The organism is Streptomyces sp. NPDC002868 (assembly GCF_055563295.1).
Genome location: NZ_JBVHDR010000014.1, coordinates 104753 through 120204, shown reverse-complemented (window position 1 = coordinate 120204; position 15452 = coordinate 104753). Strand labels below are relative to the sequence as shown.

Sequence of the window (15452 nt, the reverse complement as noted above, 5' to 3'; positions counted from 1 at the left end):
TCGGGCCATTCTGCCAGGCCCGGGGTCAGACCTTGACGTCGTCACTCGGCCGTCGTGTGCCCGGCCCCTCCATGGTGCACTCGGCCTCGCTCGCCTCCAAAGCTCGCGCACGCCGCCTCGCCAGGGGCGTCGCCAGCGCGGTCAGCGTCACGAAGATCGCTATGGCCAGCAGAACGATCGTCGCGCCCGGCGGTACGTCCTGGTAGTACGAGGTGGCGGTTCCGGCCAGCGTCACGGCGATGCCGATCCCCACCGCCACCGTGAACGTCGCCCTGAACGAGCGCGAAATCTGCTGGGCCGCGGCCACCGGTACCACCATCAGCGCGCTGACCAGCAGCAGCCCGACCACCCGCATCGCCACACTGACCGTGACCGCCGCGGTCACGGCGATCAGCAGGTTCAGCGCACGCACCGGCAGACCGGTCACCCGCGCGAACTCCTCGTCCTGGCTGACCGCGAACAGCTGCCTGCGCAGCCCCAGCGAGACCAGCACCACAAAGGCGGCGAGCAGCGCGATCGCGGTGAGGTCCTCGTCGGCGACCGTGGACAGCGAGCCGAACAGGAACGAGCTCAGATTCGCCGTGGACCCGGCGTCCGAGATGTTGATCAGCAGGACACCGCCCGCCATGCCGCCGTAGAAGAGCATCGCCAGCGCGATGTCGCCGCGGGTGCGTCCGTACGCCCGGATCAGCTCCATCGCGATCGCGCCGACGACCGAGACAATCGTCGCCATCCACACCGGGTTGGTCGACAGCAGAAAGCCGAGACCGACGCCGGTCATCGCGACATGGCCGATGCCGTCGCCCATCAGCGCCTGCCGGCGCTGCACCAGATAGATGCCTACGGCCGGCGCGGTGATGCCGACCAGCACGGCCGCGATGAGCGCCCGCTGCATAAAGGCCGTCTCGAGGATTTCCATGATCAGGTCAGCAGTCCCGTGCGGAGCGGCTCGTCGGCCGCATGCGGATGTACGTGGTCGTGGCCGGGCAGCGCGTGCTGGCCCACAGCCTCCGGCGGCGGCCCGTCATGGACCACACAGCCGTCGCGCAGCACCACCGCGCGGTCGATCAAGGGCTCGAGCGCGCCCAGCTCGTGCAGCACCAGCAGCACGGTCGTCCCGGCCGCGACCTGCTCGCGCAGCGTGCCGGCCAGGATCTCCTGGCTGACCAGGTCCACGCCCGCCATCGGCTCGTCCATGATCAGCAGTTCCGGGTCGGAGGCCAGCGCACGCGCTATCAGCACCCGCTGGTGCTGGCCGCCGGAGAGGGCGTTCACCGAGTCCTTGGCGCGGTCGGTGAGCCCGACTAGCTCTATGGCGCGCTGCACGGCCGCCCGGTCGGCCTTCGACAGCCGGCCCAGCCTCGTACGCGACAGACGCCCCGAGGAGACGACCTCACGCACCGTCGCGGGCACACCGCTCGACGCGGTGGTGCGCTGCGGTACGTAACCGACGCGCGACCATGCGCGAAAGCGCCGCAGCTGGGTGCCGAACAGGGCGATCTCGCCGCCGGTGAGCGGCACTTGGCCGATCAGGGAGCGCACGGCGGTGGACTTGCCCGAGCCATTGGCCCCGAGCAGCGCGACGACCTCACCGCGCTGGACGGTGAGGTCGATGCCGCGCAGCACGGGCCGCGAGCCGAGCGTGGCCTGAGCCCCGCGGATGGATATGACGGGCTCGCTCACGGATGCCTCCGATGCAGATATCACTTCGCGCCGAGAGCCTTCTGCAGCGCGTCGAGGTTGGACTGCATCACCTCGATGTAGTCGCGGCCCTTGGACTTGTCCGTGATCCCCTCGAGCGGATCGAGGACGTCCGTCTTCAGTCCGGCGTCCTTGGCGAGGGTCTTGGCGGTCTTGTCGCTGGCGAGCGTCTCGAAGAAGACCGTGGTGACCTTGTCCTTCTTGGCGACGTCCTGCAGTTCCCTGATACGGGCCGGGCTGGGCTCGGACTCGGGGTCGAGGCCCGCGATGCCCTCCTGGTCCAGGCCGTACCGTTCGGCGAGGTAGCCGAAGGCGGAGTGGGTGGTGATGAAGGTCTTGGTCGTGGTGTTCTTCAGCCCCTGCTGGAACGCGGTGTTCAGCCCGTTCAGCTTGCCGACCAGCGCCTCGGTGTTCTTCTTGTAGTCCGCGGCGTGGTCCGGGTCGGCCTTCCCCAGGGAGGCTCCCACACCCTTGGCGACCTCGGCGTACTTCACGGGGTCGAGCCAGATGTGCGGGTCGGCGCCGGCCTCGCCCTCGCCCTCGTGGGCGTGCTCGTCGTGGCCGGACTCCTCATGGCCGGGCTCTTCGCCCTCGTGGCTGTGGCCGCCCTCGGTGCCGTGGTGCTCGAGCTTGGTGAGGGTGGCGGCGTCGACCTTGTTCTTCGCCTCGGACTGGGCGATGGCCTTGTCGACGGCGGGCTGGATGCCCTTGAGGTAGAGGATGTAGCCGGCTTCGTTCAGCTCGGCGGTCTGGCGGGGCCCCAGCTCCAGATCGTGCGGCTCGACGCCCGGCTCGGTGAGAGTGGAGACGGAGACGTGGTCGCCGCCGATCTGCTCTGCGAGATACTGCATGGGGTAGAACGACGCCACCACCTTGAGCTTGTCGCCGTTCTTGCCGCCGTCGGCGGCATTGGAGCTGGAGCAGGCGGAAACGGCCATCAGGCCGAGGGCGACGGCTCCGGCAGCGACGGTGGTGGGTATGAGGCGGCGTACGTTCATGACAGTCATTTTCAACAAAACTGGAAACGATTGTCAACAAAGCTCCCGAGCTCCCGCTGCCCCCGAACCGATTTGATCCAGGGGGTGCGGCCGCCGGTAACCTGAAGCATTCGCCGTTCGTCGTCGTCGTAATGAAGAGAGCACCGTGGCCGCCGACAAGATCGACACCATTGTCAACCTGAGCAAGCGCCGTGGCTTCGTCTACCCGTGCAGCGAGATCTACGGCGGTCAGCGTGCCGCCTGGGACTACGGACCGCTGGGTGTCGAGCTGAAGGAGAACATCAAGCGTCAATGGTGGCGCTACATGGTCACCTCGCGCGAGGACGTCGTCGGTATCGACTCGTCGGTGATCCTTGCCAGTGAGGTCTGGGAGGCGTCGGGCCACGTCTCCACCTTTACCGACCCGCTCACCGAGTGCACCTCCTGCCACAAGCGCTTCCGCGCCGACCACCTGGAAGAGGCGTACGAGGAGAAGCACGGCAAGGCCCCCGAGCACGGCCTCGCCGACCTGAACTGCCCCAACTGCGGCAACAAGGGCACCTTCACCGAGCCCAAGCAGTTCTCCGGCCTGCTCGCCACCCACCTCGGCCCCACCCAGGACTCCGGCTCCATCGCCTACCTGCGCCCCGAGACCGCCCAGGGCATCTTCACCAACTTCGGCCAGGTCCAGCAGACTTCCCGCAAGAAGCCGCCGTTCGGCATCGCCCAGATGGGCAAGTCGTTCCGGAACGAGATCACGCCCGGCAACTTCATCTTCCGCACCCGCGAGTTCGAGCAGATGGAGATGGAGTTCTTCGTCAAGCCCGGCGAGGACGAGCAGTGGCAGGAATACTGGATGGAGCAGCGCTGGAACTGGTACCGCGACCTTGGTCTCCGTGAGGAGAACATGCGCTGGTACGAGCACCCGGCCGAGAAGCTCTCCCACTACTCCAAGCGCACCGCCGACATCGAGTACCGCTACCAGCTCGGCGGCAACGAGTGGGGCGAGATGGAGGGCGTCGCCAACCGCACCGACTTCGACCTCTCCGCGCACTCCAAGGCCTCCGGCCACGACCTGTCGTACTTCGACCAGGAAGCCGGCGAGCGCTGGACCCCGTACGTCATCGAGCCCGCCGCCGGTGTCGGCCGCGCCATGCTCGCCTTCCTCCTCGACGCGTACAACGAGGACGAGGCCCCCAACGCCAAGGGCGTCATGGAGAAGCGCACCGTGATGCGTCTCGACCCGCGCCTCGCGCCCGTCAAGGTCGCGGTGCTGCCGCTGTCCCGCAACCCGCAGCTCTCGCCGAAGGCCAAGGGCCTGGCGGCCGACCTGCGCAAGAACTGGAACATCGAGTTCGACGACGCCGGTGCCATCGGCCGCCGCTACCGCCGCCAGGACGAGATCGGCACGCCGTTCTGCGTCACCGTCGACTTCGACACCCTCGACGACGACGCCGTGACCGTGCGCGAGCGCGACACCATGAAGCAGGAGCGCGTCTCGCTGGACCAGATCCAGGGCTACCTCGGCAGCCGCCTGCTCGGCTGCTGACACCCGCGGACGCCCGCTGACGCCCGCGGACTTCTGTGGACGTCTGGGATGTACGAAAGGCCGGCCGGGCCACAGCCCCGGCCGGCCCTTCCATGCCGCCTACAGCTCCTGGAAGGTGGCGCCTGAGCGCCCGTTGAACGCCCGCTGGGCTACGCATGGGGCAACAGAGCGACAAGAGTCTCCTGTTGATGTTGTCCCTGCTGCACACTGGGCGCAGTCGTCACCAGGAGGACACGATGCCGTCCATGACCACCAGCAAGGTCAGCAGATGGGATCAGCACGGCCGCGAACACATCGTGCACGTACAGAAGTCGGGCATGCAGCGGACGCTGACCTGCGACACCTGCGGCTGGCGCAAGGGGGCGCAGTTCCTGCCCTGGCTCAAGGCCGAAGAACACCTCGCCGAGGCCCACCAGGCGACGGTCGACCCGAGCGCGTGAGCTGAACGCTCCGGCCCGGGCGCCTGGCTTCAGGCGCTCAGGCCGCGCAGCACCAGATCGGCAACCGCCGCGAACTCGCCGTCGATCGTGGGCTTCTGCCACTCCGGCGCGTACGCCGGATCGTGGAAACGGGCCGTCGCGTCGAACACCGCCTGCGCCGCCACGCTCGGCTCCGCGAACGCGAACTGCTCGGCGCGTACACCCTCTTCGATGATCTCCCGCAGCTGCTCCACCAGCTCGCGGATGTGCTCCTCCACGACGCCGCTGTTCTCCCCGATCAGCACGCTGTACGTCGCGAACAGCTCCGGATCGTCACCGGCCTTGTGCCGCTTCGCCTCGAACAGCGTCGTCAGCCAGAAGCGCAGCCTCACCGGGGCCGGGTGCTCCGTGCCATTGGTGATCTTCGCCAGTTCCACCACGGTCCGCTCCAGCCAGCGGCTGGTCACCGCCTCGCGCAGCGCCGCCTTCGTACGGAAGTGGCGGTAGACGCTGCCATGGCTGACGCCGAGCGCGCGGGCCACATCCACGACCGTGGCCTTCGCCGGGCCGTAGCGGCGCAGAACATCCTCGGTCGCCTCGAGGATCCGCTCGGGGGTCAGTGCTTCGGGCGTCATCGCGTCTGTGCTGCCTTTCGCTGGACGGAAACCAGACGGTACCGGCCCGTCAGTGCTCGCTGTCCAGGTGGGCCATCTGCGCCGACGGGTAGCGCTCGCCCGCGGCCGAGCCCACCGGGACGGCCCGCTCGATCGCGGCGAGTTCGTCGGCGTCCAGGGTGACGTCGAGCGCGCCCAGGGCCTCGGTGAGCCGCTCCCGGCGACGGGCCCCGACGAGCGGCACGATGTCCTCGCCGCGGGAGAGCACCCAGGCGATCGCGGTCTGCGCGACGCTGACGCCCTTCTCCTCGGAGATCTTGCGCAGCTGGTCGACCAGATCCAGATTGCGCTGGAGGTTCTCGCCCTGGAAGCGCGGGCTCATCCCACGGAAGTCATCGGGCGCGAACTCGCGGTCGCGGGTGAAGTGGCCGCTGATCAGGCCGCGGGACAGCACGCCGTACGCCGTGATACCGATGCCCAGTTCGCGCGTGGTCGGCAGGATCTGCTCCTCGATGCCGCGCGAGATCAGGGAGTACTCGATCTGCAGGTCCGCGATCGGCGCCACGGCCGCGGCCCGGCGGATCGACTCCGCACCGGCCTCGGAGAGACCGATGTGGCGGACATGGCCGGCCTCCACCAGCTCGGCGATCGCGCCGACCGTCTCCTCGATCGGCACGTCGGGGTCGACACGGGCAATGCGGTAGATGTCGATGTGGTCGGTGCCGAGCCGCTGGAGGGAGTACGCGGCGAAGTTCTTGACCGCGGCGGGCCGGCCGTCATAACCGACCCAGCGGCCGTCCGGGTCGCGCAGGGCGCCGAACTTGACGCTGGTGAGCGCCTGTTCGCGCAGGGCCGCGGGGGCGGTGCGCAGCGCCTCGTTGATCAGCAGCTCGTTGTGCCCCATGCCGTAGAAGTCGCCGGTGTCGAGAAGCGTGATGCCCGCGTCGAGAGCGGCGTGGATGGTGGCGATGGACTCGGCACGGTCGGCCTCGCCGTACAGCGCGGACATGCCCATGCAGCCGAGACCGAGCGGGGAGACCTGAGGGCCGGTGGATCCGAGGGTGCGGAAGGGGCGCGGGGTGGAGGGCATGAGGGGGCTCCTGTGGGAGGTCGGGAGGTGACGCATATCAACCATGGCATGACGACTGACAGATTTCAATATCTGTCAGTCGTCATGTGTCATCCGCTATCCGTCATCCGTCATCCGTTGTCGACGTCCGCCATCCGCTAGCCCGCGGGCCTCGACCGAAACTGGTATCGCGAGGCTCCCCGGCGAGGTACCGTCACCTGCATGTCTTCGTTCTTCCAGATCTACGAGTGAGAGGGCGGCGGGTCCGCTCCCGCCCCCGTCTGACGATTCCCGAGTCACTTCTCACCACGATGGGAGAACCCCGTGGCCAAGAGCCGTAACAACCTCCTCGGCGTGGGCGGACAGCGAAAGAAGCTGTCCCGAGCCGACCAGCAGGGCAACGGTCCCGCGCGCAACGCCGATCGCAAGGCGGCCGCCGACCAGAAGCAGGACTTGGTGCGCAAGATGCGCGAGCGCGCCCAGGGCGGCAGCACGCAGGATGCGCCGCAGGAGGGGCAGGCCTGATCAGGACCGTGGGCCCGGACCGCGATGCGGTCCGGGCCCACGGCCGTGTCCGGGTGCTGTTCAGTTCAGTGTCAGTCCACCGTGCGCGGCAGGCGCAGGCTCAGCAGCGCCGTCAGCGCGATCATCGCCAGCTGCACCAGCAGCGTGACGGTCAGCGCCTGGCGCATCCCTGCCTCCGCGGCCAGCGCCAGGAACAGCGAGCCCAGCGTGGCCACGCCCAGTGCCAGTGCGGACTGCTGCGTCGTCACCATCACCCCGCTGCCCACGCCGGCCCGCTCCGTGGGCACTTCGGAGAGCACGATGCGGAAGATGACGGGCAGTTGGAGCCCCTGGCCGAACCCGGCGAGTGCGACGCCCGGCAGCAGTTCCACGAAGCCCAGGTCCGGCCAGCCGCGCCACACGGCCAGCGCCAGCAGCGCGACGCCCAGGCCCTGCAGCACTCCGCCCGCCGTCACGATCCGGGTCCCGTACCGCACGACCAGCCGCGGGCCCGCCAGCGACGCCCCGAAGAACGCCAGCGCCATCGGCACCAGCGCCATGCCGGAGGCCACGGCCCCCATCCCGAGCCCCTGCTGCAGCGCCACCGCGATCACGAACATGAAGCCGCCGAAGCCGATCGAGAACGGCAGCACCAGCGCGAGCCCGCGCCGCAGCGGGACCAGCGCGAACAGGCTCGGCGGCACCAGAGGTGTGCGCCCCTGCCGGTCCGCACGCCGCTCCACCCGGTAGAAGGCGACCGCCGCGAGGGGGAAGACCGCCAGCGCGATCCAGGTCCACAGCGGCCAGCCCGCGGCCCGTCCCTCCGTCAGTGGCGCCAGCAGCGTCAGCAGGGCCACGGCGAGCAGCACGGTGCCGGGTACATCGACGGGGGCCGGGCGCTCCGCGCGCGTCCGCGGGACCGAGCGGGCCGCGAGCACCAGGCCGAGCAGCGCCACCGGCACGTTCACCAGGAAGATCGCCCGCCAGCCGGTGCCCGCGATGTCCGCGGCGACCAGCACGCCGCCCAGGATCTGCCCGGCGACCATGGAGAGCCCGGCGGTCGCTCCGTACAGGCCCATCGCCTTGGCCCTGCGCGGTCCGGCCGTCGCCGCCTGGATGGTGGCCAGCACCTGCGGCAGCATCAGCGCGGCCGCCGCGCCCTGTGCCACCCGCGCCCCGACCAGCGTCCAGGCGTCCGGCGCGAGTCCGCAGGCGAGTGAGGTCAGCCCGAAGGCCGCCATGCCGATGAGGAAGAGCCGGCGGCGGCCGTACATGTCCCCGAGCCGTCCGCCGAGGACGAGCAGTACGGCGTACGAGAGGCCATAGCCGGCGACGACCAGCTCGAGGAGTGCGGGGCCCGCCGCCAGGTCGTGGTCGATGGTCGGCAGGGCGACATTCACGATGAAGAAGTCGATAAGCGGAAGTGCCGCGCCGAGCAGCACGGTGAACAGCCCGAGCGGGCCGAGGGCCGGTCCGCTCTGGTCGGCGGCGGCGCGGACGGGGACTGAGGAGAGGACACTGGTCTTACTCACGTCCTTGACGATCCTCGGCCGCACAGCCTGGTACCAGAGTTTATTTATCCTGGTACAAGCAGTACCTGGCAACAGGGTGGGGCGTTCGGCACCCTGGGAGTATCTGGGAGTATGACGACGATGGTGCAGGAGTCCGACGTACGAAGGCATGAGCTCGCGGATTTTCTGCGCAGCCGTCGCGAGCGCATCACCCCCGAGCAGGTCGGCTTCCCACGCGGCCGCCGCCGGCGCACCCCCGGTCTGCGCCGCGAGGAGGTCGCCCAGCTCTCGGCCGTCGGCGTCACCTGGTACACCTGGCTGGAACAGGCCAGGGACATCCAGGTCTCCCCGCAGGTCCTCGACGCCATCGCCCGCGCCCTGCTCCTCGACTTGAGCGAGCGCACCCATCTCTTCGCGCTGGCCGGCACCACCGACCCGGCGCCCGGCACGCCCTGCCCGACCGTGACCCCGGCGCTGCGGCAGATGCTGGAGCAGCTCGAACCGATCCCGGCATGCATCCAGAACAGCCGGTACGACATCCTCGCCTACAACCGCACGTACGGACGGCTGCTCTGCGACCTCGACGCCCTGCCGCCCGAGGACCGCAACTGCATGATCCTGGCCTTCACGAATGACGACTGGCGGGCGGCGGTCGCCGATCCGGGGGACGTCAGCCGGACCATGGCCGCGAAGTTCCGCGCCGCGATGGCCGGGCATCTCGCGGAGCCCGCCTGGAAGTCGCTGCTCGGCCGGCTGGAGTCGGTCTCGCCGGAGTTCCGGGAGGTGTGGGCGCGCCATGAGGTCATCGACCAGGGCGGCAGGACGAAGTACATCCGCAACGCCCATGTCGGCCTGCTGCACCTCGAGCACAACAACCTCTGGCTCGGGCCCGCGGCCGGTCCCCGCCTGGTCAGTTACGTGCCCCTCGACGACGACTCCCGCGAGCGCCTGGAGAAGCTTCAGGCGCTCGCGGTCGCCGACGTCAGCCCGTGAAGCGGGTCACCGTGGGGACCAGGTCGCCCTGCTTGGCGATGCCCACGGTCCACAGGTCGGCGCTCTGCGGGACCGTGCTGAATCCCCGTACCACGACAGCAGGGTCGGCGCTCTGTTCCCAGCGGCTCTGCTGTCCGTTCCAGCGCAGGGCGACGGAGACCGCGCCCTTGCCGCCGACCGCCCACAGTGCGCCGTCCCCGGCTCGTCCCACCGCCCGGAGCCGGCCGTCGGCGATGTCCGGTGTGGTGACGGCGGCCCACTTCTTGCCGTCCCAGTGCAGCGCGTAGGGGCGATCCGGCCCCTTGGAGTTCACGCCGCCCACGGCCCAGATGTCGTCGGCGCCCAGTGCGGCGATGGCGCTGACGAAGGAGTCTTCACCGCTCTTGCCCGCGGGAGCGTCGACGCGCTTCCAGGACGTGCCGTCCCAGTGCAGCAGCAGGGCGGTCTGATCGGTGGTGTCGGTGCCGTAGACCGTGCCCGCCGCCCAGATGTCGTCCGGCGCGACGGCGGCGAGGCTGGTGAGTTCGCCCTTGCCGACGTCGGGCAGGGACTGCCGGCGCCAGGCAGAGCCGTCCCACGACTGGATGGCGGGTACCGCGTTCTTGATGGACTGCGGCACTGCCCGGCCGGCCGTCCAGGCCTTTCCGTCGGATGTCGTGGCCACCGCGTCGGGCACTACCCGGCCGGCCGGATCCCGGTCCAGGTTGCGCGTGGTCCACGAAGTGCCGTCCCAGTGCGCAGTGTTGGCGCCGACCGCCCAGATGTCCTTGGCCGAGCGGACAGCGAGCGCCTGCGGGAAGCTGCCGTTCGGCAGCGTCGACTCCTGGGCCCAGGAGGTGCCGTTCCAGCGCAGGGCCAGCGCCTCCACCTGGGTCGCGCTCAGCCGGTAGCCGACGGCCCACGCCTGTTTGTCGCTCAGCGCGGCGACGGCGGTGAGGTCGCCCTTCGTCACGGGCACCGGCGTCTGCTGCCAGTGTCCGGCGACGCGGGACGTTGCGGCGGAGGCGTCCGGCCCGCTGGGGGCGGGACCGGCCCAGCCCGTGCCGGCGACGATCAGGCCGCCGGTCGCGATGGCGCCGGCGGCCAGCGCCGCCAGAATGGGCGACCGGCCGACGTGCGGCCCCCCGGATGACTTGCTCGTATGCATCACGGAAATCCTTGGGTGATCGGCGGTCGGCTACTGGACCGTGGTCTTGATGACGAAGTCGAAGGCGCCGGTGTAAGCGCCGCCCTGCGGGCCCGCGAGCGCGATCGTGCAGGCCCGGTTGATGAGCCCGTCGGCGGCGTTGAGCGCGGCGAAGTCCCTGCCGTACGCCTGGGTGTCGTCCGGGAAGTACAACTGCGTGATCAGCACCGGTCCGCCGGGGGCCTGGACCTGGGTGTGGATATGGGGTGCTCGTCGGCCCCAACGGCCCCAGTAGTCACGGGGGATGATCGTGCTGAGCCGGAAGCCGCCCCTGCTGTTGGTGTACTGGTGGCCGCGCAGCGAGAAGCCGGCGGTGTCGTAGTCGCCGTTCTGGTCGCACTGCCAGAACTCGATGAGCGTCCCCGGCAGGGGCTTGCAGGCGGTGTCGTAGACGACACCGGTGAAGTCGAGCCGCACTCCGCGGATGGCCGGGGTGATGAAGTCTCCCCGCTCGGGGGACTGCGGCTTGAAGAGCGGGCCCTCCGTCGACTCCGGGGTCTCGTGACCGTCGCAGGCGGGCGTGACGGCCAGGGGGCGCCCCGCCCGAAGTGCCGCGGTCACCGCGGTCACGGGGGCCGCGGGGGCGGGGGCTGCGGGCGCGGCTCCCGTCGCCGCGAGGGCGGCGGCGGTCACTCCCACCGAGCTCGTTCTGATGAACGCCCTTCGTGAGCTGGTGTGTTCGCCGTCCGCGTCGTGGTCATGCCGCATCGCGTCTCCTTGCCGGATTCAATCGCCAGGCAGGGCATTCCGTGGGGGGAAGGACCGGGATCCACGCCTACGAGTCCTTGGAATGCCCTGTTCCGGCTCAGCCTGGCCGCTGTCGTGACCGAGCGGATCGATCAGATGACCGGCGGGTTCGCGGCGTTACGAAACCTCGTCCCGGCGCAGCGCGCCGTCCGGGGCGCCGAGCCGTTCCTTTCCGGCCACCCACAGCGCGATCTGCGTCCGCGACCGCATGCCCAGCTTGTCGCGGATGTTGTCGAGGTGCGTGGCGACGGTGCTCGCCGACAGGTCCAGGCGCGCGGCGATCTCGCGGTTGGTCAGCCCCTCTGCGACCAGCGCCGCCACCGCCGTCTCCCGACCGGTCAGCGGGGACTCGGCGCCGGCGTCACCGACACCTACGGCGGCGTCGCCCGCCCGGAGCGCGTACGCGAGCAGCCGCTCCCAGCGCAGCAGGCGTCCACCGGCCAGCGCCCCGTCCCGCGCCGCTGCGGGCAGCGCCGCCTTCGCGCGGGCCGCCGCAGCCTCGACCTGCCGCTGCCACTCGGCTTCCGGCTCGGTGTCCAGCCGCCGTCGCGCCTGCGCGCCGGCGGCGAACAGCCGCAGCGACCGTTTCATGTCGCCCCGTTCGGCCGCCACGATGGCGAGCCCTTCGAGCGGATACAGCGCGTGGAAGCTCTCGCCGGGCACCGTGCGCAGCGCCTCGGCGAACAGCCCCTCCGCCGCTTCGAGTTCGCCCAGCGCGAGCCGTATCGCACCGGCGGTGTGCAGCGCGGCCGTCGACTGGCACCAGGGCTGCTGTTCCCTCAGCAGGGGCAGGCAGGAAGCCATCAGCGCGTCGCCCTCGGCCGCCTTGCCGGCATGCAGCAGCGCCCAGGCCAGGTGATGCCGGCACCACGCCTCGTCCCGGGGGCGGCCGAGCGTGACGACGACGGCCAGGCACTCAGCGAAGTCGGCGACCGCCTCGGAGAACTCGCCGAGGCCCAGCTTGGCGGCGGCCCGCGCGTCCAGCGCGTTGGCGAGCCCCGCGGGGCTGTCACGCCGCCGCTCGACGGAAACCGCCTGCTCCGCGAAGCGCAGTGCGGCCGCCGGGTCCGCCTGCTGGCAGGCCGCGCGTGCGGCGAGCGCCAGGGCCGCACCGCCGTGCCGGAAGCCGCTGTCCCGCTCCAGCACCTCCGTCAGCAGCGCGCGAGCGGCCGTCAGCTGCTCCTGCTGGAAGCGCACCCGCGCCAGCGCCAGCGCCAGTCCGATGTGCGGTGCGCCGTCGCGGTCGGCGGTGTGGGCGACGGCCGCCGCGAGGTTGTCCCGCTCCTCGGTCAGCGGCCCGCCGGCCTGGTCGGCGAACAACTGGTCCGCGGCGGGCCGCATCAGCCCGGTCAGCCAGTCGACGGCCCGCTGCCAGGTGCCGTCCAGTTCGCCCGACTCGGCGAGGCGGTCCAGAGCGTAGGCGCGGATGGCGCTCAACTGCCGGAATCTCGCGGTGCCTTCGGCGGGGGTGCCTTCGGCGTCGCCCGGCAGCCGTACGATCAAGGACTTGGCCTCCAGCGCGCACAGCACCCGCAGGACGTGCCGCGGCTGCATCTCGCCGTCCGCGCAGACCGCGGCTGCGCCCTCGGCATCGAATCCGCCGACGAGAACGGCGAGCCGGCGAAAGAGCGTCTGCTCCTCGGGATCAAGTAATCGATGGCTCCAGTCGATCGCGGCCGCCAGCTCGCGGTGCCGGTCCGGCCCGGTTCTGCTGCCGTCGGTGAGGAGGGCGAGCTGGTCGTCCAGTCCGGTCAGGACGTCGGTCAGCGGGAGGGCGCCCGTGCGGCGTGCCGCCAGTTCGATGGCAAGCGGCATGCCGTCCAGCCGCCGGCAGATCTCCGCGACCGTACGGGCGTTGCCGGAATCCAGCGCGAATCCGGGGGCGCGGCTGCCGGCGCGCTCCACGAAGAGCCGTACGGCGTCCGCCTGGAGCACGGCCGCCGGGTCGTCGTCCTCACCGGGCGGCGACAGGGACAACTCGCCGACCCGGAACACGACTTCGCCGGGCACGCGCAGTACCTCGCGGCTGGTGGCGAGGATACGCAGCCGGGAGCACCGGCTCAGCAGGGCCGCGGCCAGCTGCGCGCACGCTTCTGCCAGGTGCTCACAGTTGTCCAGGATCAACAGCGTCGAGCGGTCGCCCAGCGCATGGGCCAGCACCTCGACGCCGGTTCTGCCGCCGCGTTCGCCCACGCCGAGCGCGGCGGCCACGGCCTGGGCCAGCCGGCTGCCGTCGTGGAGCGAGTCCAGCTCGACCAGCCGGACCCGGCCGGCCCCGGCGCCGCGCAGACCGGCGGCGAACTCCAGCGCCAGACGTGTCTTGCCCACCCCGCCCGGGCCGGTGAGTGTCAGCAGCCGTGACGACTTCAACAGGGCCCGCAGCCGGGACAGTTCACCCCCGCGGCCGACGAAGGAGTCCAGCGCCCGTGGCAGGTCGCGGTCGGGGGAAGGCGCGGCCGCCGTGACTGTGCCGTGCTGCCGTGCGGAGCGTCGGCGGAAGGCGCGCTGTCTGCATGCGTCCGAGCAGTAGCGGGCGGGCCGGCCGCCCTGCGCCGGCTCGCTTCCTGGACGCCGGCCACGGCCGGGCAGCTCGGTCCCGCATGTTTCGCACGTGCGACTCGGACTCATCTCCCGAATCCTTGCCCAACGAGCTTGGCCGGCACCACCGTGTCCGGCGAAGGTGAGCCACGCCCCAACTGCCGTACGGGCCCGGGCTCGGCGCGGGCTACGCGGCCGCTGTGGACGCCGACTGGTCCAGGTCCCGCACCTCCAGGCGGTCCGCTGTGCGCCGTGCCGTCCCCTGTGCCCAGGCGCCGCTGGTCAGCGCGCCGACCACGAGGATGCACAGTCCGCATCCGGTGAGGACCCACCAGGCGGGGCGGCTCGCGGCGACGAAGCCCTGCGCGTAGGAGGTGGACGAGACCCCGGCGGCCAGTACGGCTCCGATGACGGCGACGCCGAGGGTCTGCCCGATCTGCCGGCTGGTGGAGGCGACGGCGGCGGCGACCCCGGCCTGGGCGCGGGGCATGCCGGAGACGGCGGTGTTGGTGATCGGCGTGTTCACCATGCCGAAGCCGAGGCCGAACAGGACGTATCCGGCGAAGAGCAGCGCATCGGAGGTCTCGGCCTCATAGGCGGCGAACAGCACGCCGGTCGCCGCCATGGTGACGCCTGCGATCAGCAGGGGGAGACGGGGGCCGCGGCTGCTGACGAGCCGCCCTGCCAGGGGGGCGCATACGAGGGTCATCGCGGCCATCGGCAGCATGTACAGCCCTGCGTCCAGGGCGGACAGGCCGCGGACGTCCTGCAGATAGAGGGTGTTGAGGAAGAGGAATCCGCCGAGCGAGGCGAAGGCGCAGACCGCGATGACGGTGGCCCCGCTGAACGGCGCGCTGCGGAAGAAGCGCAGATCGATCAGCGGCTCGGCGCGCCTCGGCTCGTACAGCAGCAGTCCTGCGAGCGCGAGGACCGCGAGCGCGCTGAAGCCCAGGATGAGGGGCGAGGTCCACCCGGCCGAGGGCGCCTCGATGATCGCGTACGTGAGCGAGCCGAGGAGCGCGATGACCAGCAGCTGGCCGACGGGGTCGGGGCGGCGCGGTTTCGGAGCGCGGGACTCCGGGATATAAAGCCAGGTCAGCAGCACTGCGGCGAGGCCGATGGGCAGATTGAGCCAGAAGATCGAGCGCCAGCCGACGCTGTCCACAAGCACTCCGCCGACGAGGGGCCCCGCGGCCATGGAGATGCCGACCACGCCACCCCACACACCGATGGCGCGAGCGCGCTCCCGCGGGTCGGTGAAGGTGTTGGCGATGATCGACATCGCGACCGGGTTGAGCATGGAGCCGCCGGTGGCCTGCACCATTCGGAAGGCGACGAGCGATTCGAGGTTGGGGGCGAGGGAGCAGAGCAGCGAGCCGAGGGTGAACAGGAGGAGCCCGGCCTGGAAGACCCTGCGCCGGCCGATCCGGTCGGCGGTGGAGCCGGAGAGCATCAGCAGCGAGGCGAGGACCAGGGTGTATGCGTCGATCGTCCACTGCATTCCGGCGACGGAGGCGTCCAGGTCCTTGCGAATGGAGGGCAGCGCGACATTGAGGACGGTGTTGTCGAGGCTGACGATCAGCAGGCTCATACAGCAGATCGCCAGCACGAGCAGTTGCCGCCGGTGTGTGAGCTCGGGCATAC

Annotated in this window: 14 protein-coding genes; 4 read left to right on the top strand and 10 right to left on the bottom strand. The window is 70.7% G+C overall.

All coding sequences use genetic code 11. The annotated features are described in order from the left end of the window. Positions 1-25 precede the first annotated feature (25 nt). Genes ACZ3H8_RS32960 through ACZ3H8_RS32950 form a run of 3 tightly spaced genes read right to left on the bottom strand, consistent with a single transcriptional unit; the run spans position 26 to position 2699 of the window. Entirely contained in the window at positions 26-919 is an 894-nt protein-coding gene (locus ACZ3H8_RS32960; RefSeq protein WP_467408015.1) for a metal ABC transporter permease, read from the bottom strand. 2 nt (positions 920-921) lie between these two features. Beyond that, complete coding sequence (locus ACZ3H8_RS32955) at positions 922-1704, bottom strand: metal ABC transporter ATP-binding protein (RefSeq protein WP_467408081.1); 783 nt, start codon at positions 1702-1704, stop codon at positions 922-924. After that, positions 1704-2699 carry a metal ABC transporter substrate-binding protein gene (locus ACZ3H8_RS32950; RefSeq protein ID WP_467408013.1) on the bottom strand — a complete coding sequence of 332 codons (996 nt, stop codon included), beginning with the start codon at positions 2697-2699 and terminating at the stop codon, positions 1704-1706. The genes ACZ3H8_RS32955 and ACZ3H8_RS32950 overlap by 1 nt, the downstream gene beginning before the upstream one ends. 145 nt (positions 2700-2844) lie before the next feature. On the opposite strand from ACZ3H8_RS32950, the gene ACZ3H8_RS32945 reads away from it, so the two are divergent. Together ACZ3H8_RS32945 and ACZ3H8_RS32940 are read left to right on the top strand one after the other, a co-directional pair. Further along, a complete protein-coding gene (locus ACZ3H8_RS32945) occupies positions 2845-4227 on the top strand; it encodes a glycine--tRNA ligase (RefSeq protein ID WP_356232097.1) in 1383 nt (460 codons plus the stop codon). Between the two features lie 236 nt (positions 4228-4463). Next, the gene (locus tag ACZ3H8_RS32940) at positions 4464-4667 is read left to right on the top strand and encodes a hypothetical protein (protein WP_307663628.1); all 204 of its coding nucleotides are present in this window, start codon (positions 4464-4466) and stop codon (positions 4665-4667) included. A gap of 29 nt (positions 4668-4696) precedes the next feature. Here the strand turns inward: ACZ3H8_RS32940 and ACZ3H8_RS32935 are convergent, their stop codons facing one another. Together ACZ3H8_RS32935 and ACZ3H8_RS32930 are read right to left on the bottom strand one after the other, a co-directional pair. Beyond that, positions 4697-5281 (bottom strand): TetR/AcrR family transcriptional regulator, encoded by a 585-nt coding sequence (locus tag ACZ3H8_RS32935; protein WP_467408012.1) that lies wholly within the window; start codon positions 5279-5281, stop codon positions 4697-4699. A gap of 49 nt (positions 5282-5330) precedes the next feature. Beyond that, positions 5331-6350 carry an aldo/keto reductase gene (locus tag ACZ3H8_RS32930; RefSeq protein ID WP_467408010.1) on the bottom strand — a complete coding sequence of 340 codons (1020 nt, stop codon included), beginning with the start codon at positions 6348-6350 and terminating at the stop codon, positions 5331-5333. Between the two features lie 303 nt (positions 6351-6653). Between ACZ3H8_RS32930 and ACZ3H8_RS32925 the strand changes: the two genes are divergently transcribed. Continuing rightward, complete coding sequence (locus ACZ3H8_RS32925) at positions 6654-6854, top strand: DUF6243 family protein (RefSeq protein ID WP_467408009.1); 201 nt, start codon at positions 6654-6656, stop codon at positions 6852-6854. A 71-nt stretch (positions 6855-6925) separates the two neighbouring features. Here the strand turns inward: ACZ3H8_RS32925 and ACZ3H8_RS32920 are convergent, their stop codons facing one another. Next, on the bottom strand, positions 6926-8365 hold the full coding sequence (locus ACZ3H8_RS32920; RefSeq protein WP_467408007.1) for an MFS transporter: 1440 nt from the start codon (positions 8363-8365) through the stop codon (positions 6926-6928). A 111-nt stretch (positions 8366-8476) separates the two neighbouring features. Between ACZ3H8_RS32920 and ACZ3H8_RS32915 the strand changes: the two genes are divergently transcribed. Further along, on the top strand, positions 8477-9337 hold the full coding sequence (locus ACZ3H8_RS32915; RefSeq protein ID WP_467408006.1) for a helix-turn-helix transcriptional regulator: 861 nt from the start codon (positions 8477-8479) through the stop codon (positions 9335-9337). On the opposite strand, the gene ACZ3H8_RS32910 is transcribed toward ACZ3H8_RS32915, so the two are convergent. The 4 genes from ACZ3H8_RS32910 to ACZ3H8_RS32895 all read right to left on the bottom strand — a co-directional run bounded on the left by ACZ3H8_RS32910 (position 9327) and on the right by ACZ3H8_RS32895 (position 15450). Next, positions 9327-10484: a beta propeller repeat protein gene (locus tag ACZ3H8_RS32910; RefSeq protein ID WP_467408004.1), complete on the bottom strand. Its 1158-nt coding sequence runs from the start codon at positions 10482-10484 to the stop codon at positions 9327-9329. The two genes, ACZ3H8_RS32915 and ACZ3H8_RS32910, sit on opposite strands and share 11 nt — an antisense overlap. Positions 10485-10514: 30 nt before the next feature. After that, the gene (locus ACZ3H8_RS32905; protein ID WP_467408003.1) at positions 10515-11231 is read right to left on the bottom strand and encodes a dioxygenase family protein; all 717 of its coding nucleotides are present in this window, start codon (positions 11229-11231) and stop codon (positions 10515-10517) included. A 156-nt stretch (positions 11232-11387) separates the two neighbouring features. Beyond that, positions 11388-13898, bottom strand: a complete 2511-nt coding sequence (locus ACZ3H8_RS32900; RefSeq protein WP_467408001.1) for an ATP-binding protein — start codon at positions 13896-13898, stop codon at positions 11388-11390. Positions 13899-13995: 97 nt separating this feature from the next. Then, positions 13996-15450, bottom strand: coding sequence for an MFS transporter (locus ACZ3H8_RS32895; RefSeq protein ID WP_467408000.1), 1455 nt, complete (start codon positions 15448-15450; stop codon positions 13996-13998). Between the last annotated feature and the right edge of the window lie 2 nt (positions 15451-15452).

What these genes read in the sequence shown, in the direction of transcription:
- ACZ3H8_RS32960 (WP_467408015.1), bottom strand. Translation starts at nt 919, where the DNA reads ATGGAAATCCTCGAGACGGCCTTTATGCAGCGGGCGCTCATCGCGGCC.
- ACZ3H8_RS32950 (WP_467408013.1), bottom strand. Translation starts at nt 2,699, where the DNA reads ATGAACGTACGCCGCCTCATACCCACCACCGTCGCTGCCGGAGCCGTC.
- ACZ3H8_RS32940 (WP_307663628.1), top strand. Translation starts at nt 4,464, where the DNA reads ATGCCGTCCATGACCACCAGCAAGGTCAGCAGATGGGATCAGCACGGC.
- ACZ3H8_RS32935 (WP_467408012.1), bottom strand. Translation starts at nt 5,281, where the DNA reads ATGACGCCCGAAGCACTGACCCCCGAGCGGATCCTCGAGGCGACCGAG.
- ACZ3H8_RS32930 (WP_467408010.1), bottom strand. Translation starts at nt 6,350, where the DNA reads ATGCCCTCCACCCCGCGCCCCTTCCGCACCCTCGGATCCACCGGCCCT.
- ACZ3H8_RS32915 (WP_467408006.1), top strand. Translation starts at nt 8,477, where the DNA reads ATGACGACGATGGTGCAGGAGTCCGACGTACGAAGGCATGAGCTCGCG.
- ACZ3H8_RS32910 (WP_467408004.1), bottom strand. Translation starts at nt 10,484, where the DNA reads ATGCATACGAGCAAGTCATCCGGGGGGCCGCACGTCGGCCGGTCGCCC.
- ACZ3H8_RS32905 (WP_467408003.1), bottom strand. Translation starts at nt 11,231, where the DNA reads ATGCGGCATGACCACGACGCGGACGGCGAACACACCAGCTCACGAAGG.
- ACZ3H8_RS32900 (WP_467408001.1), bottom strand. Translation starts at nt 13,898, where the DNA reads ATGAGTCCGAGTCGCACGTGCGAAACATGCGGGACCGAGCTGCCCGGC.
- ACZ3H8_RS32895 (WP_467408000.1), bottom strand. Translation starts at nt 15,450, where the DNA reads ATGCCCGAGCTCACACACCGGCGGCAACTGCTCGTGCTGGCGATCTGC.